Origin of the sequence: Brevundimonas sp. (assembly GCF_032017145.1) — a bacterium.
Taxonomy (GTDB): Bacteria; Pseudomonadota; Alphaproteobacteria; order Caulobacterales; family Caulobacteraceae; genus Brevundimonas.
The window spans coordinates 1-21,630 of sequence record NZ_DALZQC010000053.1 but is presented as its reverse complement, the minus strand read 5'-3'; the positions used below and the strand labels follow the sequence as shown (position 1 = coordinate 21,630).

The following is a 21,630-nucleotide window of genomic DNA, read 5'->3' as shown; positions in this document are numbered from 1 at the left end:
AACGCAGCCGACGCCGGATGCGCGCCCCCTGGGTTCCGGGTTCGTCCTTCGGACGCCCCGGAATGACGATTTAAAGTTGAATGTCGATTAGCCTTAGCGGCGGTTGTTGGACTCTGGAAAAACAGTCCAACGAGTCCAACGTCCGCTTTCGGCCATTGTTCTTACTGGCGAATTTTCGCCGACCGACTTGGACTATCCAAGTCGGCGATCTTGGTGCGCCACGACGATGTCAAAGACCCGGCGGCGATTATAGGCGAGATCGAACCCCTGTATGGCAGATGGTCGATGCGAGGCCGCAAGCCTTTGAAACGGCGCGGATTCCTTTTCGAAATTAGGATTGGGGACGGTGTTTCTCCCTCCCCCTGCGGGGGAGGGTGGCCGAGCGGAGCGAGGTCGGGCGGGGGCGGCGAAGCGACGGCCCAACCTGCCCCCATCCAGCAGGTGCGCCCCCTTCGGCCGCCCCCACCCGGTCGCTGCGCGACCACCCTCCGCGGAACGGGGAGGGAGACGATCAAAGCCTATTTTTCCTCGACCCAGGCCCGGATCAGGCTGTGGGCGATGGCGAAGGGCGGGGGCGCGCTGATGGTCGGGTAGTCGCCGGCCAGCACCGCCCGGGCCTCGGCGCGGGTCAGCCAGGCGACCGATTCCAGCTCGGTCTGGTCCGGCCGGGCCTGATCGTCGGACACCTGGGCCAAGAGGCCGATCATCAGCTGGGACGGAAACGGCCAGGGCTGGCTGGAGTGGTAGGTCGCTGCGACCACGGTCAGCCCCGCCTCCTCCTTCACCTCTCGGGCGCAGGCTTCTTCAATGGATTCGCCGGGCTCCAGAAAGCCCGCCAGCGCCGACATTCGGCCTTGCGGCCAGGCGGCCTGACGCCCCAGCAGGCAGATCGGCTCGGCCCCGCCGGTGTAGATCGGCAGCATGATGGTGACCGGATCGACGCGGGGGAAATGCTCGGTCCCGCAGGCCGGGCAGCGCCGCTTCCACCCGCCCGAGGCCGTCTCGCACAGGGCGCCGCAGTTGGCGCAGAACCCGTGTTTGCGCCGCCAGTCGAACAGGCTCTTGGCTCCGCCCGCCATGGCGGCATCCGACGCCGGCAAGATGGCCGCCGCCGAGCGCATGTCGTGAAACACGCCCAGGCCCCCGACCGGCCCGTCGGCGGGGTCGATGGAGCCCTCGAACTCGATGGCGAAGACCGGCTCGTCCTTCCACAGGCCCAGAAAGACCTCGCGGTCGCGCACCAGGGTGCGCGCGTGTTCCATCGACAGCCAGACCAGACGCGGCCCCTGATCCGTCTCCTCGATCAGCGGCCGCCCCTCCCATAGCACCAGGGCCTGGGCGTAGGGCTTGTCCGCCTGTTCGGCCAGCCAATCGGGGTCGTTCCTGAGATCGCCGGCCCGGTCGAGCGGATTGCCGGCGAAGATGTTCTGATGGGCCATGCGTCCTTGTAGCTCTTGATTCCGACCGTCGCACCCGTCATATCCCCAATCGGAGATCGCGGGCGAAGGCTTCGCCAATCTGGTCAGGGCCGGAAGGCAGCAGCCACAACGAATTCCCCTTCGGGTCGCGGTCTCCACCCTTCATTGTTTTTTGCGCTAACGCTCGCGACGCGGTCGCTCGCTGCTTGAGCGCGTTTGCGGCGCTTCGTCTCCTCCCCACCTGTGGGGAGGGGAACCGCGCGTAGCGTGGTGGAGGGGCTCTTCAAGTCCCAGACACCTGTGACGCGGTAAAGAACCCCTCCGTCACGACGCGAAGACGCGCCGCGCCACCTCCCCGCAAAGCAGGGAGGAGACATTGCCGAGAATCGCTTCTTCCGTCCCCTCACCCGCTGTAAGACTGTCGCCATGACGGACAGCGACACCAATATGGACGGCCCGCCTTGGGAAGAGGACGAGGTCGTGGAGCGCGACGAGAACACCGACGACATGTTCGGCGCGCCCGCCGCGACGCCGGAGCCGGTCGCGGCCAAGCCCGCCCCCGCCGAAGTCGAGGCCCCTGCGGACGACGGCGCCGCCTATCAGGTGCTGGCGCGCAAATATCGGCCGCGCACCTTCGAGGATCTGATCGGGCAGGAGGCGATGGTCCGGACGCTGACCAACGCCTTCGCCACCGGGCGGATCGCCCACGCCTTCATGCTGACCGGGGTGCGGGGGGTCGGCAAGACCACGACCGCGCGTCTGTTGGCGCGCGCGCTTAACAACGAAACCGACAGCATCGACAAGCCGTCGCTGGCCCTGACCGCGCACGGGCGGCACGACGCGGCCATCATGGCCGGTCAGCACATGGACGTGATGGAGATGGACGCGGCGTCGCACACCGGCGTCAACGACATCCGCGACATCCTGGAAAGCGTCCGCTATGCGCCCGTCGAGGCGCGCTACAAGGTCTATGTGTTGGACGAGGTCCACATGCTGTCGACGCAGGCGTTCAACGCCCTGCTGAAGACGCTGGAGGAGCCGCCGCCCCACGCCAAATTCATCTTCGCCACGACCGAGATCCGCAAGGTGCCGGTGACCATCCTGAGCCGGTGCCAGCGGTTCGACCTGCGTCGGGTCGAGCCGGAGATTCTGGTCGAGCACCTGGGCCGGATCGCCGACCGCGAGAGCATGAAGATCGAGGCCGACGCCCTGGCCCTGATCTCGCGCGCGGCCGAGGGGTCGGTGCGCGACGGCCTGTCGCTGCTGGATCAGGCGCTGGTCCAGGCCGAGCGCGGTCAGATGGTCAAGACCGACACGGTGCGCGACATGCTGGGGCTGGCCGACCGGACCCAGACCATCGCCCTGTTCGAAAGCGTCATGGCGGGCCGCACGCCCGAGGCGCTGGAGACGTTCCGCACCCTGTATGGCTTCGGCGCCGATCCGGTGCAGGTGACCAACGACCTCTTGGAGCATTGCCATGCGGCCGCGGTCGCCAAGATGCTGGGGCCGAACGCGACGCGCCTGCCCAATGATCAGGCGCAGAAGCTGGCGGCCCTGGGCGCGGCCATTCCGGCGGCGACCCTGTCCCGCACCTGGCAGATGCTGCTGAAGGCGCTGGACGAGGTGCGGCGCGCGCCCAATCCGGCCGATGCGGTGGAAATGGCCATCGTGCGCCTGGCCTACGCCGCCGACCTGCCCGGACCGGAAGAGGCGCTGAAGCGGTTGCAGTCGGGCGAACCGATGGGCGGCGGTTCGGCCCCGCGCGGCGGCGGAGGCGGCGGCGGCGGAAGCTCGGCGCAGCTGGCGGCGCGGCCGGTCATGGCCCCGGCCCTGCCCGATCCGCAAAACTTCGAACAGGTGGTGGCCCTGATCGGACAGAAGCGCGAGGTCGGACTGCAGATGGACGTGGAGCGGTTCGTCAAGCCGGTCTCGTTCAAGCCCGGCGCCATCGTCTATGAGAGCGTTCAGGGTGCGCCGGTCGAACTGGCGCGCAAACTGGCCGCCCGCCTGCGCGAATGGACCGGCCGCACCTGGCTGATCGCCGCCAACGGCCAAGGCGGCGGCGAAACCCTGATCGAACAACAGAAGAAGGCCCGCATCGCCGAACGCGCCGAGGTCGAGGCCAATCCCTTCGTCCAGGCCGTCATGCTGGCCTTCCCCGGCGCCAAGCTGGGCGAGATCCGCACCATAGCCCCCGCCGTCGTCACCCCCGAAATCCCCGATGCGTCCGAGGACGACGACGAGGATTAAGCAACACCACGCGCGCTTCGGTTGTGGACTTTTTAATCAATAAGGCCTATGTTGGTTCGCGAAATGGACTGGGGTTTCTCGGTCGGCGTAGGGCTCCCGGTTCGCCGGGGGCCCTTCTGCTTCAGGGAAAGACTTTCAGCCCGTCGGCCTTCAACTTCGGCTGCAGAAGATCGAACGCCCTGTTGGCCTGCAACGGACGAAGAGCCTTGAGCCCGATGGGGCGCGCCATCAAATCGGCTAGTTGAAGCCCTGACGAGTTGCACTTCTTGTCGACGAAGACGGGCTCCCAGTTCAGGAAGCTGAAGTCCGGGTTTTTGTAACCCCAGTTCGCTTGGTTGGCCGCAATGCGTCGAAAATGGAGCTCCAGCTCTGCATCTTCCTTCTTTCCTCGGCCCTCGAAGACGACATGGATGAGCCGATCTTGCTGTTCGAGCGCGCGGAGGCGGGCAAGCAGCTTTTCCATGCAAAAGTTCAAGGCGATTTCGTAGGGGTTCCAGGGCTTTGAGTAGCGTTTCGCCAGCCGGACCTTGTCGATCACGGCCGTTACGACGTCGATGTCGGCGCCCTCGACGATATCGTTGATGCGATTCAGAAATGCTTCTCGAACTGCTGGATTGGCTTGCAAAAACGCGAAGGCCTTCTGCTGGCGCCTTATGTCGCGCTCATGCAGAACAATTTGATCGTGGCCGACGAAATCAAACTTCAGCCTCTGAAGTTGAGGCACGACCTGTTCGGCATAAACCTTCTTCGAAATGAGCACGCAGCTCAGGACGAACACCGGAAATGTCGGGTCCGGCCCTTCTAGAACGGGCGAACCACTTTCGTCGGCGAACACACTAAAGTCTGAAAAAGCCATGCCGTAAGATGACCAGCCAAGGAAGGGGGTCAACAGAACAAACACAACTCAGACGTTTGTGCGTCTGCAACAGCCCCTACCGCGGCGCGCGTTTGGCCAGGATGCGTTGCAGGGTGCGGCGGTGCATGCCCAGACGGCGGGCGGTTTCCGAGACGTTGTGGTCGCACAGCTCATAGACGCGCTGGATATGCTCCCAGCGGACGCGGTCGGCGCTCATGGGGTTTTCGGGCGGTTCGGGGGCTTCGCCGGTGGCCAGCAGGGCCTTGACCACGTCGTCGGCGTCGGCGGGCTTTGACAGATAGTCGACGGCGCCGGCCTTGACCGCCGCGACCGCCGTGGCGATGGCGCCGTAGCCGGTCAGCATGACGATGCGGGCGTCCTGGCGCTTTTCGCGAACCGCCTCGACGATCTTCAGCCCGTTGCCGTCCTCAAGCCGCATGTCCAGGACGGCGAAGGCGGGGGCCTTGTCGCGCAGGGCCTGGGTCGCCTCGGCGACGGATTCGGCGGTCGTCACCTGAAAGCCGCGCGCCTCCAGCGCCCGTCCCATGCGGGTGCGCAGGGCCTGGTCGTCGTCCAGCAGCAACAGGGACTTGTCGGGTAGGGCGGCGATGCGGGTTTCGAGTTCGGACATTGTCTTGGTTTCTCCTGCCCCTTCAAGTCGGGACCGGTAGCGCGCGGGTCAAGGTCAAGGTTCCGCCTGCGACGCTTCGACCCAGCGGGATCACGCCGCGACTTCCAGGGCGGGCCGGGCCCAGCGCACGGCGACGCGCGCGCCGCGCGGGATCACCTTGGTCTCGGGCGCGACGCCCGGCTGAGGCAGGCCCTGGCCCACGCTGACCGATCCGCCGGTGCGTTCCAGAAGCGTGCGGGCGATGAAGAAGCCCAGGCCCATGCCGCCCTGGCTGGGGGCGATGGGGGCGTCCACGGTCGCGCGGCGTTTGGACGGCCGGGCGGCGGCGGCGATCTGGGCGGCCAGGGCCTGACGCGCCTTGCCCTGGGGCCGGCTGGTCACATAGGGCTCGCCCAGGCGGGGCAGGATGTCGCCGGAGAAGCCCGGCCCGTCGTCCAGAATGTCGATCTCGATCCAGCCGGCGTCGACCACGGCCTGGACCCGCACGGTGGCGGCGGCGAAGTCGGCGGCGTTCTCGACCAGGGTGGACAGGCCGTGGATCACCTCGGGCAGGCGGCGCACGCGCGGGGCGGGCTGGCCGGGCGGGGTCTTGACCAGGACGTCGAACGCCAGGTCGAAGCCCCGGTGCGGCTCCACCACCTCTTCCAGCAGGGCCTTGAGCGACACGTCGGCATAGAGGGCGTCGTCGCCCTCGGGCTGTTGCGACAGCTGGGTCAGTATGCCCCGGCAGCGTTCGGCCTGTTGCAGGATCAGGGCGGCGTCCTCGGCCGCGTCGCTGTCCGGGGCCGAGGCGCGCTGCAACTCCTTGGCCACGACCTGGATGGTGGCCAGGGGCGTGCCCAGTTCGTGCGCCGCCGCCGCCGCCAGACCGCCCAGCGCCGCCAGACGCTGTTCGCGTTGCAGCACGTCCTGGGTCGTGGCCAGGGCCAACTCCAGCTTTTCCGCATCGGCCGCCACCCGCCAGGCGTAGCCGGCGGTGAAGACCACCCCCGTCACCAGGGCCATGGCCATGCCCAGCCGGTAGAGCAGCGGCAGGTGGAAATCCTCGTAGGGGCGCCACGGCAGCGGCTCGGACCAGAAGAACAGGATGCCGACCGCCACCAGGGCCAGCACGCCCAGCACCAGGGCCTGGCGCGCCGGCAGGGCCGCCGCCGCGATGGTCACGGGCGCGACCAGCAACAGGCAGAAGGGGTTCTCCAGCCCGCCGGTCAGGGCCAACAGCACGCCCAGTTGAAAGATGTCGAAGCCCAGGTGGATCGCGGTCTGGCGGCCGTCGGGCAGGCTGGCCTCGAGCCGCCGCACCCGCGCCATGGCCCCCACGTTCACCGCCGCGCTGATGGCGATCACGATCAGGCAGGGCCACAGCGGCAGGGGGAAGTGCAGCACCTGATGCGCGGTCAGGATCGCCGCGCTCTGGCCCAGGATGGTCAGCCAGCGCAGCACGATCAGGGTTCTGAGCGAAAACCCCCGTCCCCGTCGCGGCGCGTCGCGCCAGCCGTCCAGGGGATCGGACGGCAGGGCATGGGGCGATGGCGCGCCCTGCGGCGCGATGCGGGCTTCTGTCGAGGTCACGCGACTTCTATAGACCGACCAGAACCATTTCGTGAGAGGTCGTCATGCCGCGTCGTTCCGTCCTGCTGTTCGCCGGCGCCTGCATCGCCGTGGCGGCGGCGCTGGCCATCGTCACCGTGGTCGTCGTCAGCGGGCGCGGCGCGCCGGCGAACGGCGCGGAGACGACCTCGACCGGCCAGCCGTTGATCGGCGGCGACTTCCAGTTGGTCGACCAGGACGGCCGCACGGTCGACCAGACGATGCTGAACGGCAAATGGAGCCTGGTCTTCTTCGGCTTCACCTATTGCCCCGAGTTCTGCCCCACGACCCTGGCCGAACTGGCCGCCGTGCAGCAGCGGCTGGGCGACAAGGCCGACAACCTGCAGATCGTCTTCGTCAGCATCGACCCGCAGCGCGACACGCCGCAGATGCTGAAGGACTATCTGTCGTCGGACGGCTTTCCCAAGGGGACCATCGGCCTGACCGGCACGCCCGAACAGGTGGCGACAGCGGCCAAGGCTTACCGCGCCTTCTATCAGAAGGTCGGCGAGGGCGAGACCTATACGATGAACCACTCCCTGACGGTGTATCTGATGGGACCAGACGGTCGGTTCCGCACCGCCGTCGCCTATGGGATGGGGCCGGACAAGACGACCAGGATCATCGAGGATGCGATGGCGCGGGGATAGGCCGCTTTCCTCGTCATCCTCGGCCTTGTGCCTGGGATCCAGACTCCCGGTGCTAAAAGGTTTGGCGGCCGGCGCCTGTCGATTTACGGTCGCGCACGAGTCTATGGATCCTAGGCACAAGGCCCAGGATGACGGGCGAATGATAAGGAGCCATCCCGCCGACTAAGGGCTGTTCCGCAGCCTCATAATCCTTTTGCAGGGCGCGGCGTTATATGTTGCCCTGCACAAACGGCGTTCAGCCGTCACGGATCGTCATGCTCTACGCCTTTCACGAACTCGCCTATCAGTCGGCCCTGCCCTTCCGCATCGGGGCGCAGATGGCCCGCAGCTTCTGGACCTCGCCGCTGAACCCGGCGGCCGACACCGCCATCGGGCGCACGGCCTACGCCTCGGCCGAACTGTTCGAGAGCGTGACCCGGCGCTACGGCAAGCCGGCGTGGCGGCTGGAGACGCTGGAGATCGGCGGAAAGACGGTTCGCACCACCGAACAGGTCATCTGGCAGAGCCCGTGGTGCCGCCTGGTCCGTTTCGCGCGCAACATCGGCGACCTGAAACGGGCCAAGAAGCCCGCCGCCGGTCCGGCCGTCCTGATCGTGGCGCCGCTGTCGGGCCACTACGCCACCCTGCTGCGCGGCACGGTCGAGGCCTTCCTTCAGGACCACGACGTCTATGTCACCGACTGGATCAACGCCCGCCAGGTGCCGGTGCTGGAGGGGCGGTTCGACTTCTTCGACTATATCGACCACATCCGCCTGATGCTGGCCGAGATCGGGGGACGCGCCCACGTCGTCGGCGTGTGCCAGCCCGGCCCGCCGGTTCTGGCCGCCGGCGCGGTGATGGCCGAGGACGAGGACGAGAACCGGCCCCTGTCCATGACCTTCATGGGCTCGCCCATCGATGCGCGCCTGTCGCCGACAGTGACGAACCAGCTGGCCGAGGAAAAGCCCTTCACCTGGTTCAGGTCGAACATGATCCACACCGTGCCCCTGCCCTATGCGGGGTTCGGGCGGCGCGTCTATCCGGGCTTCGTCCAGCTCTACAGCTTCATGTCGATGAACGAGGATCGTCACCGCGACGCCCACTGGAGCTATTTCAACAGCCTGATCGCCGGGGACGGCGATGGGGTGGAGAAGCACGAGGAATTCTACGACGAATATCTGTCGGTGCTGGACCTGACCGAGGAGTTCTATCTCCAGACCATCGACATCGTCTTCCAGCAGCATCTGCTGGCGCGGGGCCTGCTGGAGCATCGCGGGCGCAGGGTCGATCTGACCAAGATCACCGACATCGGCCTGATGACGGTCGAGGGCGAGAAGGACGACATCTCCGGCGTCGGCCAGACCCAGGCGGCGCATGGCCTGTGTCCGAACGTGCCCGAGGATCGGCGCGTCCTCTATGTCCAGCCGGGCGTGGGCCACTACGGCGTGTTCAACGGCCGTCGCTTCCGTGACGAAATCTATCCCCGCGTCCGCGATTTCATCGCCCAGAACGAGGCTGTCGGTGGCGTACCGCAACGGTCAGCGGCTGCCGCTTGACGAGGCGGGCGGGAACCCAGGTTCCGGCCCGACCCTGAGATTATCCGTCAATCCGCGCGCCCGACGCCTGTCGGTGCGGATCGACGCGCGGGCGGGCGAGGCGGTGGTGATCGCCCCCAGCGAGCGCGGCCTGACCCAGGCCGTGGCCTTCGCCCGCACAAAGGCGGTCTGGATCAGCGAACGGCTGGCGGTGCGGCCCAAGGGCCGGCCGCTGGAGCCGGGCCAGGTGATTTCGCTGCGGGGGCGGCCCGTTCGGCTGGAGGCGACGCCGGGGGCCGGGGCCGCGCGTCTGGTCGAGGAGGGAACGATCATCCGCTCGGGCGGCGAAGGCGAGGCCTATGCGCGCCGGGTCGAGAACCTGCTGAAACGCGAGGCGCGCGACATGCTGCTGGAACGCACCGACCATCATCTGCGGACGCTGGGCCAGGCGCCGGTCAAGGTGTCCATCGCCGACACCCGGTCGCGCTGGGGCTCGTGCAGCCCGCACAACCGCACCATCCGCTATTCCTGGCGGGTCGTCATGGCCCCGCCGCCTGTGATCGACTATCTGGCCGCCCACGAGGTCGCCCATCTGGTCCACGCCGACCACAGCCCGGCCTATTGGTCGGTGGTCGAACGGCTGGTCGGGGATCACAGGCCGTGGCGCAAATGGCTGAAGGATCATGGCGGCGCGCTGCACGCGGTGGGGCGATAGGGTAGACGTCGCCGGATTGCGTTTGCGGCGGAAACTCCTGCGACCCGGCGCGTTTCATGCCCGCCAATCCACTCAGGAACGCCCCATGAAAACGATGATCACGCTGTCGGTCGCCCTCGGCCTCGCCGTCGCCGCCGCCTCTTCCGCCAGCGCCCAGTCGCAGGCGACGATGAACGCCAACGCCGCCCAGGATCTGCAGCGGGCCGACCGCAGTCTGAACACCCAATACACCGCCACCATGAACCGGCTGTCCACGCCCAGCCGCACCCTGCTGCGCAACGCCCAGCGCACCTGGATCAGCTTCCGCGATCAGCAGTGCCGGTTCGAGGCGTCGGGCGTCCAGGGCGGGTCCGCCTATCCGATGGTGCATTCCACCTGCCTGGCGCGCCTGACGACCGAGCGGACCCAGCAGTTGCGGACCCTGAGCCAATGCCAGGAGGGCGACCTGTCCTGCCCGCGCTGAGGCCGGCATGGACCGAACGTGAAAAAGGGAGGCGGCCGCAGGGCCGCCTCCCTTCCTTTTTGTCCAGCCGTGGTCGGCGCGATCAGAAGAACAGGGCGTCGCCCTTGCGCTCGGGCTGAGGCCGTCCCTCGGGCTGCTGGTTCGGCGGATCGCGATAGCCGGGCGGCGGGCCGGAAGGCTTGGTCGGCTGCTGGGGCGCGGGCTGTTTGGGTTGCATCGGCTGAACGACGGCGCCGGGCTGGTCCACATAGGGTTCGCCCTGGTTGGGATCGACAGGATCGACCAGGACGCCGCCCTGATCCAGGCCGCTCATCAGGTCGCCGACCGGATCGGGCGCGACCCAGCCCTCGGGCATGGCGGGACCATTGGGGATGGCGGGGGCGTTCAGGCGCGGCAGGGCCGCCTCCATGAACCCCTTCCAGATGGCGGCGGGCGACGAGCCGCCGGTCACGCCGCGCATCGCCGTGTTGTCGTCCTTGCCCACCCAGACGGCGGCGACGAAGCCGCCGGTGTAGCCGACGAACCAGGCGTCCTTGTAGTCCGAGGTGGTGCCGGTCTTGCCCGCCAGATCGCGGCCGGCGATGGCCGCCGACCGGCCCGAACCGCCCGTCACCACGCCCCGCAGCATCTGGTTCATGTAATAGAGCGGCGGATTGTTGATGGCCTGGCCGCTCTGGCCGCTGTCGCGCTGATAGATGACGCGGCCCTGGGGCGTGCGGATGCGGCTGATGCCGTAGGCCTCGACCCGGCGACCGCCGTTGGCGAAGGCGTCGTAGGCGGTGGCCATCTCCAGCGGCGAGACCTCGACGGCGCCCAGCGCCATGGCCGGCTCCAGGCCGATGCGGCTCTCGATGCCCAGCCGGCGCGCGGCGCGGGCCACGCTGTCGCGCCCCACCTGATCGGCGACCGAGGCCGCCACCGTATTGGTCGACTGGGCCACGGCCTGGGCGATGGTCATCGGACCGCTGAAGGTTCCGGAATAGTTGCGGGGCGACCAATTGCCGATGGTGATCGGCTGATCGACCACCGGGGTCTGGGGCGTGAAGCCCGCCTCCATGGCCGCCAGATAGACGAAGGGCTTCCACGACGAACCGGCCTGACGCCGCGCGTCCACGGCGCGGTTGAACTGACTGTCGGCGTAGGAGGCGCCGCCGATCATGGCCCGCACCCGGCCGTCGCCGTCCAGGGCGACCAGGGCCGCCTGCTGCACGCCCTTGGCGCCGTCGCGGTCCAGGATGCGGCGCACCGACCGTTCGGCCGCCGTCTGCAAGGTCAGGTCCAGGGTGGTCTCGACCACCATGTCCTCGGTCGGTTCGCCGACCAGGCCGCGGATCGACTTGTCCAGCCAGTCGATGAAATACTGGGCGTGCTGGGTCGCCAAGGTGCGCGAGACGATGACCGGCTGGGTCACGGCCTGTTCGCGCTGGGCGGCGGTGATGACGCCGGCCTCCTCCATCTCGTTCAGGACGACGGTGGCGCGGGCGGCGGCGCGCTCGCTCTCGGACACCGGTGAATAGCGCGAGGGGGCTTTCAGCAGGCCCGCCAGAAGCGCGGCCTCTCCGACGGTCAGATCCTTGGCCGACTTGTCGAAATAGCGCTGCGACGCCGCCTCGATCCCATAGGCGCCGGCGCCGAAATAGACCCGGTTCAGATAGAGGGCCAGGATCTCCTTCTTGGAGAATTTCATCTCCAGCCAGACCGCCAGCATCAGCTCCTGCACCTTGCGGCGCAGGTTCTGGTCGGGCGTCAGGAACAGGTTCTTGGCCAGCTGCTGCGTCAGGGTCGAACCGCCCTGAACCACCCGCCCGGCCCGGACATTGGTGGCCATGGCCCGCATCATGCCGATGGGGTCGAAACCGGGGTGGTGATAGAAGCGCCGGTCCTCGATGGCGATGAAGGCCGCCGGCACATAGTCCGGCAGGGCGTCCAGATCGGCGGGCGGCGCCATCTGGGTGCCCCGTGTCGCGATCAGGGCGCCGTTGCGATCCAGATAGGTGATCGAGGGCTGGCGATCGACATTGTACAGGCTGGAAGTGTCGGGCAGGCCGCGCGCGAAGACGGCGAAGAAGACGACCAGGAAGATCAGCCCCCAGACCGCCAGAACCGCGCTCCAATACAGCAGCCGTTGCAGCCCGGACCGGCGGGGTTTTCCCTGGGCCTGTGGTCCGCCCGCGTTCACTGGTCCCGCCATGTCCGTCCTTCAGATGCCGCGCCGGAAGCGACGCGGTTCGCCTAAGCCGTTCTCATATCGTCTAAGCGCCGCCGCCGAAACGCCCCCGCCCATATCACGCAACCGTGAGCGGCTATTTCGCCGAAAGAATGGCGTCCAGAAACCCACGCCGACAGGCTTCCGGATGGATTATTGCGCCAGGAAGGCGTCCAGCGCGCTGTAGAAGGCCTGGGGCTGGTCGAACATGATGAAGTGGGCGCTGTCGTCGATCCGCTTCAGCGTCGCGCCCGGCAGGCCGGCGTAGGACGCCTGATAGATGGCGTCGGTGATTTCCGGCGTCATGCGCGCGTCGTTGAACTTGACGTAGAGCACCTCGGTCGGGGCGGTAATCCGGGCCAGTTCGGGGCGAAGGTCGGTGGCGACCAGCTCGCGGAAGGCGGCGGCCGAGACCTTCTGGTCGCTGTCGCGCATGTTCTGCAGCGCCAGTTCGCGGCGGCTTTCGGTATTGATCATGCCGGTGATGGAGGTCGTGGCCTGGGCGACATAGGCGTCGCGCGGGCTGTTGGCCTGGGCGGCCCAGATCTGGTCGGCGACGGGGGCGACCGTCTCGGCCGTCGCGCCGGGGCCTGCGAACATCGCCCCCATGAAGGGGATCATGTCCACCACCATCAGCCGCCCCACCTGATCCGGGTGGCGCGCCGCCAGCATCAGGCCGATGGTCCCGCCCATGGAATGGCCCACCACGACCGGCTGGGTCAGCCCCTGTTCGCGGATGTAGCGGGCGATCTCCTCGGCGACCGGGGCCGCGACGGGGGTCGGGGTCGCGCCCGTCTGGGCGTTGCCGGCGGCGGGCGCCCCGGCGAAGCCGTCGATCTGGATGCGGTGGATGCGCCAGCCCGCGCCGTTTTGCGCCGCCAGATGATCGACCGTCCCCTGCCAGATTTCGGGCGAGGAGCTGAGACCGGGGATCAGGATGATGTCGCGGCCGTTCGTGTCGCCGTCGACGCGCACCTGAATGCGGTCGGACTGAAACGCCGCGGCGCCAGGACCGGCATGCGCGGCGTGCCCGTCCTGGGCCGAGGCCGCCACGGGTGCGCCCAGGATGGCGGCGGCGATGGCGAGGATGCGAAGCATGGCGAAACGTCCCTTCGACGCCATGAGCGGCGTTCTTCGGCGAAGACTTAATCGCGTCCGGCCGCAGAGGGAAAGACGTCGGCTGGACAAACCGTCCCGCGCGTCTCCGGCCCACCCCTCTATGGCGACGGCGGCTGCGCTGTTAAACAGCGCGGATGACCGCCGCTCCCGCCCCGTCGCCCTCCGCCGAAGCCGCCCCGTCCAAGGCGGGCGCTCAGCCCTTCGGCAAGGGGTTCGTCACCGACGCCTGGTATTTCGTCGCCCTGGGTCGCGACGTCGCGCCGGGCAGCCTGAAACGTCATGAGATCATGGGCGAGCCGGTGCTGATCGGACGCACCAAGGCGGGCCAGGTCTATGCGATGCGCGACATCTGCCCCCACCGCGCGGCGCCCCTGTCGGCGGGTCGGCTGGTCGACAAGCCGGGCGAGGGCGAGACGGTCGAATGCCCCTATCACGGCTGGCGCTTCCGGCCCGACGGGGTCTGCGCCGCGATCCCGTCCCTGGTCGAGGATCAGGCGTTCGAGGCGAACCGCATCCGCGTGCGGTCCTATCCGGTGCGCGAGAGCCAGGGGATCGTCTTCGTCTGGATGGCGTCGGACGCCCGCAATCCGATGGAGCCGGACCACGAACCGCCCGTCTTTCCCGGCGTGGTCGGCGGCGAGGCCAAGCTGGTCGAGGCCATGGATTTCGACAGCCACATCGACCACGCGGTCGTCGGCCTGATGGACCCCGCGCATGGCCCCTATGTCCACCAGCAATGGTGGTGGCGGTCAGAGCATTCGATGCACGAAAAGGCCAAGGCCTTCGCGCCGACCGAGTTCGGCTGGGCCATGGTGCGCCACGCCCCCTCGTCGAACAGCCGCCTCTACAAGATCCTGGGCGGCGCGCCGGCGACCGAGATCACCTTCCGCCTGCCCGGCTATCGCTGGGAGCATATTCAGGTGGGTGAAAAACAGGTGCTGGCCCTGACCTGCCTGACCCCGATCACGGACACCAAAACCCGCATCACCCAGATCTTCTGGTCCGACCACTGGGTGTTCGACATCGCCAAACCCTTCCTGCGGATGGGCGTGGTCGCCTTCCTGAAACAGGACGGAGGGATGGTGAACCTGCAGAACGAGGGCCTGCGCTACGACCCCGCCCTGATCTGGATCGACGACGCCGACAAACAGGCCAAATGGTATCAGCAGCTGAAGCGCGAATGGGCCAGGAGCCGGGCGGAGGACCGAGCCTTCGTGAACCCGATCCAGCCTGTGACGCTGAGGTGGAAAAGCTGAGGGAGGCCGTCTCCTCCCCATGCAATGGGGAGGGGGACCGCGTAGCGGTGGAGGGGCTCTTTAAAGCCCCACAGACGCTGGCGATGCGGTAAGAACCCCTCCGTCTCTCCGCTGCACTCCGAGCCACCTCCCCATGAAATGGGGAGGAGACTGAGCGTCTTAGATCTTCAGCCCGTTCTCTTTGGCCAGATCGGACAGTTTCACCATCGGGCGCGGGCCCCAGTGGGCGATGACTTCGGAGGCGGCGAGGGAGCCCAGCTTTGCGGCGTCTTCCAACGGCAGGTCGCGCGCGACGCCCAGCAGGAAGCCGGCGGCGTACTGGTCGCCGGCGCCGGTGGTGTCGATGACCTTGGCGACCGGATAGGCCGCGACGGCGATGCGTTCGTCGCCCTTGATCACGACCGAGCCGTGTTCGCCGCGCGTGACGGCGGCGATCTCGACGATGGCGGCCAGTTGCGCGGCGGCGGCGTCGAAGTCCTCGGTTTCGAACAGGGCGCCCAGTTCGGCCTCGTTGGCCAGGACGATGTCGGCGGACTGGGTGATGAAGTCCAGCAGTTCGGCGCGCCAGCGGGCGACGACGAAGGTGTCCGAAAGGGTGATGGCGACCTTGCGGCCCGCGGTATGGGCGGCGGCGGCGGCGCGTTCGAAGGCGGCGCGGGCGGGGGCCGGGTCGAAAAGATAGCCTTCCAGATAGACGATCTGGCTGGATGCGATCAGGGCCTCGTCGATGTCGTCGGCATACAGCTGGTTCGCGGCGCCCAGGAAGGTCGCCATGGTGCGCGCCCCGTCCGACAGGACGTTGATCAGACAGCGGCCGGTGCCGAAGCCCTGGTCGGCGCCGCCCTTCAGGACCGGGGTGTCGAAATGGACGCCGGCGGCGCGGATGTCATGGGTGAAGACCTGGCCCAAGGTGTCGTCGGCGACCTTGCCGATATAGGCCGCGCGGCCGCCGAAAGAACCGACGCCCGCGACCGTGTTGCCGGCCGATCCGCCCGAAGCCTCCACGCCCGGCGCCATGGCGTCGTACAGGGCGGCGCTGCGCTCGGCGTCGACCAGTTGCATCGAATTGGGCGCCAGGTCCTGGGCGGCCAGGAAGGCGGCGTCGCAGGGGCTGAGGACGTCGACGATGGCGTTGCCGACGGCGCAGACATCGTATTGGGCAGTGTTCTGGGTCATGACCGCGCCTTAGCCGCTGGAAGACCGCGCGTCACCCGAAATCATATAAGGAACCCCTTATATGCCCTTTCCTGCTTCGGTATGAGGAGCGCATGACCCAGATCGCCGTGCTGACCCCCGATCCGTCCGACCGCTCCTACATCGGGCGCTGGCCCGAGGTGCTGGCGCGGCTTAAGGCGACGCTGGAGAGCACCGGCGCCCAGGTGGTCGCAACGCCCTGGACCGATCATGTGGACGACGCCGCGGGCCTGGCGGACCACGATCTGATCCTGCCGGTCATCGCCTGGGGCTATCATCGCGATCACGGCCGCTGGCTGGCGGGGTGCGAAACCTGGACCCGCGCGGGCCTGCCGATGGACAATCCGGCCGAGGTGCTGCGCTGGAACTCGGACAAGTCCTATCTGCGGTGGCTGGCGGACAAGGGCGTGCCGATCCCGCCGACGCGCTGGACCGACGCGGTGACCCAGACCCAGGTGGACGCCGCCTTTGCGGAAACCGGCGCGCCGGTTCTGATCGTCAAGCCGACGGTGTCGGCGGGCGCCTTTCGCACTTTGCGCTTGACGCCGGGTGAAGCGCTGATCGAGGCGCCGGAAGGCCCGGCGATCATCCAGCCCTATCTGAAATCCATCGAGACCGAAGGCGAAACCTCGCTGCTGTTCTTCGGCGGACGGTTCAGCCATGCGGTCAACAAACGCCCCGTGCCGGGCGATTTCCGCATCCAGATGCAATTCGGCGGCTTCTATCGGACCGTGACGCCCGACGCCGAGGCCATGGCTCTGGCGCAGCAGGTGCTGGCGGCCATCGACGAGCCGCTGCTCTACGCCCGCATCGACCTGGCCCGCGACGACGCGGGCCGCTGGGTGCTGATGGAGGCCGAACTGATCGAGCCGGACTTCTATCTGGACCACGACCCGGCGAATGGCGCGGGCTTCGCCGCCGTCGTGGGCCGACGATTGGGCGGCTGAGCGAGCGGCCCCGGTCAGAAAGCCTACCATTCGCCGCCGCCCGCGACCAGACGGGGCCGCGTCGGGGCGGTTTGGTCGCGCGCGAAGGTTTCGATGCGCGCCCGGGCCTGATGCACCGGGGACGGGTGCGTTGGGGACGGGTGCGCCGGGGCCGCGCCGGGGCCGGCGCTGACGATGAAGCGGCCGACCAGGGCCGCCAGTTCGGCCGCTTCTCGCGTCAGATTGAGGCTGGCGGCTGTCGATTGTTCGACCATGGCGGCGTTCTGCTGAGTGACCTGGTCCATCTCGTTGACGGCGGTGTTGACCTCGGCCAGGCCGACCGACTGCTCCTGGGTGGAGGCGCGGACTTCGGCCATCAGGGTGGTGATCTCGGCGATCCGGTCGGCGATGCCGGTCAGCACCTCGCCTGACTGGCGCACCAGGTCCACGCCCTGTTTCACATGGCCGGCGCTGGACGAGATCAGGGTCTTGATCTCCTTGGCGGCCTCGGCCGAACGCTGGGCCAGGGCGCGGACTTCGGAGGCCACGACGGCGAAGCCGCGCCCCGCCTCGCCGGCGCGCGCGGCCTCGACTCCGGCGTTCAGGGCCAGGAGGTTGGTCTGGAAGGCGATCTCGTCGATCACCCCGATGATCTGGTTGATCTGGCCCGAGGAGTGTTCGATCTCGCCCATGGCGGCGACGGCGCGCCGAACCACCGTGGCGCCGACCTCGGCCTGGCTGCGGCCCTGGCCGACGACGCTGTCCGCCGCCTGGGCGTTCTCGGCGGTCCTGCGCACCGTGGCGGTGATCTGATCCAGGGCGGCGGCCGTCTCTTCCAGACTGGCGGCCTGGCGTTCGGTGCGGCGCGACAGGTCGTCGGCGGCGCTGCTGATCTCATGGGCGCCGGACTGCATGGCCACGGCGTTGACGCCGATCACCCCGACCGCCTCGTCCAGCGCCGCCATGGCCGCATTGAAGTTGTCGCGCAGGGCGGCGTAGTCGCCCGGAAACTCCTCTTCGATCCGATAGGCCAGGTCGCCGGCGGCCATGGCCGAAAGGCCGCGCGCCGTGCCCTGAACCACGGCGGTCTGGATGGCCGCCGCCTGGTGTTCCGCCGCCAGACGCCGCTCGCGCTCCTCCTCCACGGCGGTCACGTCGATGGCGAACTTGACCACCTTGTAGACGCGCCCCGTCGCGTCGAAGACGGGGTTGTAGCTGGCCTCGATCACGACGCGGCGACCGTCTCGGCCATAGCGGACGAACTTGTCGCTGACGAACTCGCCCGCGTTCAGCCGTCGCCAGAAGTCGGCGTAGGCCGGGCTGTCGACCTCTGCGGGATCGACGAACATCCGGTGATGGCGGCCGACGATCTCGTCCAGCGCATAGCCCAGGACGGAGAGGAAGTTGGCGTTCGCCTCACGGACCGTGCCGTCCAGATCGAACTGGATCACCGCCTGCGAGCGATCGATCGCGGCGACCATGCTGCGCAGTTCGGCGACGGCGATATCCTCGTCGCGGTTTCGAAACAGGCGCATGTTCAGGACTTTCAAGACAAAAAAGCAGGAACGGGAATCGCACGGCGGAGGTTTAGAAGCCGTGCGGGCTTGGTTAGCAAGCTAAGGCTCAACCTTGACGGGCCCTGCTTCGCGCACTCCTTGTAAGTCTGCTGTTTGTCCTCGGTTTTCAAAGAGGTCCGGCTTGTCGGCCATCGCGCGAGAGACGCTGCAGCTGCAGGTCGCCATGCAGGTCATGATCACGGCGAAACGCTGGAAGATGCGGGTCGCCGACCTGTTCCGCGATCATGGCCACACCGGCGCGCCGACCATCGTGCTCTATTTCCTGGCGGACCATCCCAAGGGTCTGACGCTGTCGGAACTGTGCGAACGGATGGAGCTGTCGGGCGCCTCCTTGACGCGGCTGGTCCAGCGGCTGGAGCGCGACGGCATGGTCAGCCGTCGCCGCATGGTGGGCGACGGACGCTCGTGGTTGATCGAGATGGAGCCGGCCGGCCATCAGGCCGTGAAGGACTTCGAGGTCCACGCCTCGGCGATGCGCCAGCGGATGTTCCAGGACGTGTCGGAGGCCGACATGGCCGCCGCCCTGCGGGTGCTGAACGCCCTGTCCGACAGGCTGGCGAAAGGGCCGGACGCCTTCAGGGCGGCGCAGCGGCTTCCCCCGACGCCATAAGCCCCGCCCGCGACGGACACAGGTCGGCGATCAGGCAGGACAGGCATTTGGGCTTTCGCGCCGTGCAGGTGTAGCGGCCGTGCAGGATCAGCCAGTGGTGCGCCTTGGGCAGCCAGTCTTGCGGCACGACCTTGAACAGCTGGGCCTCCACCTTGTCGGGCGTTCCCGCATTGGCCAGACCCAGCCGGTGCGAGACGCGAAAGACGTGGGTGTCGACCGCGATGGCCGCCTCGATCCCCAGTTCGTTCAGCACCACCGAGGCCGTCTTTCGTCCCACGCCGGGCAGGGCCTGAAGCTCGGCGCGGTTCAGGGGGACCTGCCCGCCGTGCTGCTCCAGCACGATGCGGCTCAGCGCGATGACGTTCCTGGCCTTGCCGCGATAAAGGCCGATGGAGGCGATGTAGGGGATCAGCCCCTCCTCGCCCAGGGCCAGCATCTTTTCGGGCGTGTCGGCGACCTGGAACAGGCGGTCGGTCGCCTTGTTGACCGAGACGTCGGTGGCCTGGGCCGACAGGGCGACGGCGACCACCAGCGTATAGGGGTTGGAGAAGTTCAGCTCGGTCTTGGGATCAGGCATGACGCCGGACAGACGCTCGAAGATCGCCTCCACCCGATCCTCGTCGGGCGGCCAGCGCAGAACGGGGATGGGGGCGCCCGTCATGACCGCAGGGCGTTTGGCGCTCGGCTTGGCGGCCGGTTTTCGGGGTTTGACAGTTTTCACGACGCGGCCTCTTCCGCGCGGCGGTCGGGCGGGACGCCCAGGGCGGACAGGGCGGCGTCGGCCGCACGTTCGCCCTCCATCCAGGCGCCGTGGGCCGTGCCGTAATAGACCGGGGCGGTCGCTTCGCCCGCCAGGAAGAGGCGGTCCTCGACCGGGACGCGCAGCCTGGCCCGATCCGCCGCATGGCCGGGCAGGGCGTGGGAATAGGCGCCCTGCGACCAGGGATCGGCGCCCCAGCCGCTGACGGCGACCGCCTGAAGCCGTCGGCGCATGTCCGACCCCAGGGCCGAGACCAGTTCGGCGACCGCGAAATCCGCCAGGGCCGCCGGGCCTTCCGCCTCCAGCCCCCAGGCCAGGTCGGCGCCGAAATAGGCCTCGATCATCGGCCGCCCGAACGGCCGCAGGTGATAGCCGCCGGTCTGGGCCGTGTCGGTGCGGGTCCACAGCTGGGTGTCGGGCTGAAAATCGGCCGCGCCGCGCACCGTCATATGCACCTTGGACGCCAGGCCCAGCGGCACGCCAGCCGTCGCCTCCAGCAAGGCCGGAACCGGCGGGTCGATGCGGACGGTCTCGTTGGCGATCAGGCTGTTCGGCGTGGTCAGGATGGCGATCCGCGCGGTCAGTTCGCCCCGGCTGGTCTCCAGCCGCAGCAGGGGGCCGGAGCGGTCGATGCGGCGCACGGCGCAGTCGGTCGCCGTGACCGGGGCCGCCGCCTGGCCCAAGCGCGCGATCAGCCGGCCGTATCCCTCGCGCACCCGCCAGTTCACGCCCGTGTCTCCATAGGCGTCGTAGTCCAGGCTGGAGACCTCGGCGAAGCGCGCGCCGTTCAGGGCGCCGGATATGGCGTCCATATGGGCGTTCCAGCGGCTGTCGGGATCGAAGAAGTCGGAAGCGGGACGGTCCTCGCCCCGCGTCGCCGCCTCGGCGACGCGCCGGTCGAAGGCGGCGAAGGCTTCGCCGAAGGCCGCCTGGTCGGCCGACGACATCTCGTGGTCGAAGGCCTGGCTGCGCCAGGGCGGCGGGGTCTGGTCCAGGGTCAACCCCTCGGCCTCCACCCGGTCCGCCAGAACATTGTCGTCGGCCGAATGCAGCCAGCCGCAGCCCATATCCAGGCCCTCGCCCTCGATCCGCTGGGTGAAGGCGCGCCCGCCGATCCGGCCCCGCGCCTCCAGAACCAAGAGCGAAAGCCCGGGCCGCATCAGGCGCCGCGCCGCCGCGATCCCCGCCGCGCCGGCCCCCACAACGACCACGTCCACCTGGGACGGAAGTGGATTCGAAGCCTTGGCGAAGTCGGTCATGCATCGCGACAGATACACGAAATCGGACCCGCCCGGACAGGACGCAAAACATTCGTATCCAGGGTCATTGATTTCTGGACGGCGAAGTCCATTTTAGCGCCGCTTCAATCGGTCGCACCCCCTCCCCCGGAACACGCCATGTCGCCTGAACTCAAGAAACGTCTGCCGCTGATCGCGGCGGGGATCGTCGTCCTGGCCCTGATCGTCGGCGGGACCATCTGGTGGCTGAACGGCCAGCGGTGGGAGAGCACCGACAACGCCTTCGTTCAGGCCGACACCACCGTGGTCAGTCCGCAGCTTTCGGGGCGCGTGACCGAGGTTCTGGTCGGCGACAACCAGCGGGTCGAGGCCGGTCAGATCCTGGTCAAGCTGGACGATTCCGACCAGAAGGCCCAGCTGGCCCAGGCCGAGGCCAATCTGGCCGCCGCCATCGCCGCCGTGGGTCATGTCGACGCCCAGGCCGAACAGGAACAGGCCACCATCGCCGCCCGCGCCGCCGCCGTCAGCCAGGCCCACGCCCAGGCCGGCCTGGCCCGCGCCGAGGTCGATCGCTACGGCAAGCTGGCCGAACAGGGCTGGGTCTCGCAGCAGCGCATCCAGACCGAGCGCGCCTCGGCCGCCACCGCCGCCGCCAGC

The 21,630-nt window shown here is 68.3% G+C and carries 19 protein-coding genes and 1 other RNA gene; 10 read left to right on the top strand and 10 right to left on the bottom strand.

All coding sequences use genetic code 11. The annotated features are described in order from the left end of the window. Window positions 1-518 precede the first annotated feature (518 nt). Window positions 519-1,439, bottom strand: coding sequence for an NAD(+) diphosphatase (gene nudC, locus RTU05_RS10440; protein WP_312598035.1), 921 nt, complete (start codon window positions 1,437-1,439; stop codon window positions 519-521). 48 nt (window positions 1,440-1,487) lie between these two features. Between nudC and ffs the strand changes: the two genes are divergently transcribed. Both ffs and RTU05_RS10430 read left to right on the top strand, forming a co-directional pair. Continuing rightward, window positions 1,488-1,581: signal recognition particle sRNA small type (gene ffs / locus RTU05_RS10435), an RNA gene on the top strand. A gap of 263 nt (window positions 1,582-1,844) precedes the next feature. Further along, on the top strand, window positions 1,845-3,668 hold the full coding sequence (locus RTU05_RS10430; RefSeq protein WP_312598033.1) for a DNA polymerase III subunit gamma/tau: 1,824 nt from the start codon (window positions 1,845-1,847) through the stop codon (window positions 3,666-3,668). Window positions 3,669-3,789: 121 nt separating this feature from the next. Here RTU05_RS10430 and RTU05_RS10425 read toward each other — a convergent pair whose 3' ends face one another. From RTU05_RS10425 to RTU05_RS10415, 3 genes are all read right to left on the bottom strand, one after another. Beyond that, window positions 3,790-4,524 carry a DUF3800 domain-containing protein gene (locus RTU05_RS10425; RefSeq protein WP_312598031.1) on the bottom strand — a complete coding sequence of 245 codons (735 nt, stop codon included), beginning with the start codon at window positions 4,522-4,524 and terminating at the stop codon, window positions 3,790-3,792. Window positions 4,525-4,600: 76 nt separating this feature from the next. Next, window positions 4,601-5,155: an ActR/PrrA/RegA family redox response regulator transcription factor gene (locus tag RTU05_RS10420; RefSeq protein ID WP_248119338.1), complete on the bottom strand. Its 555-nt coding sequence runs from the start codon at window positions 5,153-5,155 to the stop codon at window positions 4,601-4,603. A 90-nt stretch (window positions 5,156-5,245) separates the two neighbouring features. Further along, complete coding sequence (locus RTU05_RS10415) at window positions 5,246-6,727, bottom strand: ActS/PrrB/RegB family redox-sensitive histidine kinase (RefSeq protein ID WP_312598029.1); 1,482 nt, start codon at window positions 6,725-6,727, stop codon at window positions 5,246-5,248. 44 nt (window positions 6,728-6,771) lie between these two features. On the opposite strand from RTU05_RS10415, the gene RTU05_RS10410 reads away from it, so the two are divergent. The 4 genes from RTU05_RS10410 (at window position 6,772) to RTU05_RS10395 (ending at window position 10,087) form a co-directional block, all read left to right on the top strand. Continuing rightward, window positions 6,772-7,395, top strand: coding sequence for an SCO family protein (locus RTU05_RS10410; protein WP_312598027.1), 624 nt, complete (start codon window positions 6,772-6,774; stop codon window positions 7,393-7,395). A 254-nt stretch (window positions 7,396-7,649) separates the two neighbouring features. Then, window positions 7,650-8,930, top strand: coding sequence for a polyhydroxyalkanoate depolymerase (locus RTU05_RS10405; RefSeq protein ID WP_312598025.1), 1,281 nt, complete (start codon window positions 7,650-7,652; stop codon window positions 8,928-8,930). Continuing rightward, window positions 8,896-9,624 carry a SprT family zinc-dependent metalloprotease gene (locus RTU05_RS10400; RefSeq protein ID WP_312598023.1) on the top strand — a complete coding sequence of 243 codons (729 nt, stop codon included), beginning with the start codon at window positions 8,896-8,898 and terminating at the stop codon, window positions 9,622-9,624. The genes RTU05_RS10405 and RTU05_RS10400 overlap by 35 nt, the downstream gene beginning before the upstream one ends. An 85-nt stretch (window positions 9,625-9,709) precedes the next feature. Continuing rightward, window positions 9,710-10,087 (top strand): lysozyme inhibitor LprI family protein, encoded by a 378-nt coding sequence (locus tag RTU05_RS10395; RefSeq protein WP_292023173.1) that lies wholly within the window; start codon window positions 9,710-9,712, stop codon window positions 10,085-10,087. An 82-nt stretch (window positions 10,088-10,169) separates the two neighbouring features. Here the strand turns inward: RTU05_RS10395 and RTU05_RS10390 are convergent, their stop codons facing one another. Beyond that, window positions 10,170-12,278 carry a PBP1A family penicillin-binding protein gene (locus RTU05_RS10390; RefSeq protein WP_312598021.1) on the bottom strand — a complete coding sequence of 703 codons (2,109 nt, stop codon included), beginning with the start codon at window positions 12,276-12,278 and terminating at the stop codon, window positions 10,170-10,172. A 168-nt stretch (window positions 12,279-12,446) separates the two neighbouring features. Then, window positions 12,447-13,391, bottom strand: a complete 945-nt coding sequence (locus RTU05_RS10385; protein ID WP_312598020.1) for an alpha/beta hydrolase — start codon at window positions 13,389-13,391, stop codon at window positions 12,447-12,449. A 155-nt stretch (window positions 13,392-13,546) separates the two neighbouring features. Between RTU05_RS10385 and RTU05_RS10380 the strand changes: the two genes are divergently transcribed. Next, entirely contained in the window at window positions 13,547-14,668 is a 1,122-nt protein-coding gene (locus RTU05_RS10380) for an aromatic ring-hydroxylating dioxygenase subunit alpha (protein ID WP_312598018.1), read from the top strand. A 159-nt stretch (window positions 14,669-14,827) separates the two neighbouring features. On the opposite strand, the gene RTU05_RS10375 is transcribed toward RTU05_RS10380, so the two are convergent. Continuing rightward, window positions 14,828-15,844 carry an adenosine kinase gene (locus tag RTU05_RS10375; RefSeq protein ID WP_312598016.1) on the bottom strand — a complete coding sequence of 339 codons (1,017 nt, stop codon included), beginning with the start codon at window positions 15,842-15,844 and terminating at the stop codon, window positions 14,828-14,830. Window positions 15,845-15,936: 92 nt separating this feature from the next. Here RTU05_RS10375 and RTU05_RS10370 point away from each other — a divergent pair, with 92 nt between their 5' ends. Beyond that, a complete protein-coding gene (locus tag RTU05_RS10370) occupies window positions 15,937-16,809 on the top strand; it encodes a transporter (protein ID WP_312598014.1) in 873 nt (290 codons plus the stop codon). 23 nt (window positions 16,810-16,832) lie between these two features. Here the strand turns inward: RTU05_RS10370 and RTU05_RS10365 are convergent, their stop codons facing one another. After that, on the bottom strand, window positions 16,833-18,323 hold the full coding sequence (locus RTU05_RS10365) for a methyl-accepting chemotaxis protein (RefSeq protein WP_312598012.1): 1,491 nt from the start codon (window positions 18,321-18,323) through the stop codon (window positions 16,833-16,835). A 163-nt stretch (window positions 18,324-18,486) separates the two neighbouring features. Between RTU05_RS10365 and RTU05_RS10360 the strand changes: the two genes are divergently transcribed. Then, window positions 18,487-18,975, top strand: a complete 489-nt coding sequence (locus tag RTU05_RS10360) for a MarR family transcriptional regulator (RefSeq protein WP_312598010.1) — start codon at window positions 18,487-18,489, stop codon at window positions 18,973-18,975. On the opposite strand, the gene nth is transcribed toward RTU05_RS10360, so the two are convergent. Both nth and RTU05_RS10350 read right to left on the bottom strand, forming a co-directional pair. Beyond that, on the bottom strand, window positions 18,941-19,636 hold the full coding sequence (gene nth, locus RTU05_RS10355; RefSeq protein ID WP_312598037.1) for an endonuclease III: 696 nt from the start codon (window positions 19,634-19,636) through the stop codon (window positions 18,941-18,943). The two genes, RTU05_RS10360 and nth, sit on opposite strands and share 35 nt — an antisense overlap. A 56-nt stretch (window positions 19,637-19,692) precedes the next feature. Beyond that, window positions 19,693-20,994 (bottom strand): NAD(P)/FAD-dependent oxidoreductase, encoded by a 1,302-nt coding sequence (locus tag RTU05_RS10350; RefSeq protein WP_312598008.1) that lies wholly within the window; start codon window positions 20,992-20,994, stop codon window positions 19,693-19,695. 138 nt (window positions 20,995-21,132) lie between these two features. On the opposite strand from RTU05_RS10350, the gene RTU05_RS10345 reads away from it, so the two are divergent. Continuing rightward, on the top strand, window positions 21,133-21,630 hold a 498-nt coding region (locus RTU05_RS10345; protein ID WP_312598006.1), incomplete at its 3' end, for a biotin/lipoyl-binding protein.

Excerpts from the sequence above, each read along its gene's own strand:
- nudC (WP_312598035.1), bottom strand. The coding sequence starts at position 1,439 with ATGGCCCATCAGAACATCTTCGCCGGCAATCCGCTCGACCGGGCCGGC.
- RTU05_RS10430 (WP_312598033.1), top strand. The coding sequence starts at position 1,845 with ATGACGGACAGCGACACCAATATGGACGGCCCGCCTTGGGAAGAGGAC.
- RTU05_RS10425 (WP_312598031.1), bottom strand. The coding sequence starts at position 4,524 with ATGGCTTTTTCAGACTTTAGTGTGTTCGCCGACGAAAGTGGTTCGCCC.
- RTU05_RS10420 (WP_248119338.1), bottom strand. The coding sequence starts at position 5,155 with ATGTCCGAACTCGAAACCCGCATCGCCGCCCTACCCGACAAGTCCCTG.
- RTU05_RS10410 (WP_312598027.1), top strand. The coding sequence starts at position 6,772 with ATGCCGCGTCGTTCCGTCCTGCTGTTCGCCGGCGCCTGCATCGCCGTG.
- RTU05_RS10405 (WP_312598025.1), top strand. The coding sequence starts at position 7,650 with ATGCTCTACGCCTTTCACGAACTCGCCTATCAGTCGGCCCTGCCCTTC.
- RTU05_RS10395 (WP_292023173.1), top strand. The coding sequence starts at position 9,710 with ATGAAAACGATGATCACGCTGTCGGTCGCCCTCGGCCTCGCCGTCGCC.
- RTU05_RS10390 (WP_312598021.1), bottom strand. The coding sequence starts at position 12,278 with ATGGCGGGACCAGTGAACGCGGGCGGACCACAGGCCCAGGGAAAACCC.
- RTU05_RS10385 (WP_312598020.1), bottom strand. The coding sequence starts at position 13,391 with ATGCTTCGCATCCTCGCCATCGCCGCCGCCATCCTGGGCGCACCCGTG.
- RTU05_RS10380 (WP_312598018.1), top strand. The coding sequence starts at position 13,547 with ATGACCGCCGCTCCCGCCCCGTCGCCCTCCGCCGAAGCCGCCCCGTCC.
- RTU05_RS10375 (WP_312598016.1), bottom strand. The coding sequence starts at position 15,844 with ATGACCCAGAACACTGCCCAATACGATGTCTGCGCCGTCGGCAACGCC.
- RTU05_RS10370 (WP_312598014.1), top strand. The coding sequence starts at position 15,937 with ATGACCCAGATCGCCGTGCTGACCCCCGATCCGTCCGACCGCTCCTAC.
- RTU05_RS10365 (WP_312598012.1), bottom strand. The coding sequence starts at position 18,323 with ATGCGCCTGTTTCGAAACCGCGACGAGGATATCGCCGTCGCCGAACTG.
- nth (WP_312598037.1), bottom strand. The coding sequence starts at position 19,636 with ATGACGGGCGCCCCCATCCCCGTTCTGCGCTGGCCGCCCGACGAGGAT.
- RTU05_RS10350 (WP_312598008.1), bottom strand. The coding sequence starts at position 20,994 with ATGACCGACTTCGCCAAGGCTTCGAATCCACTTCCGTCCCAGGTGGAC.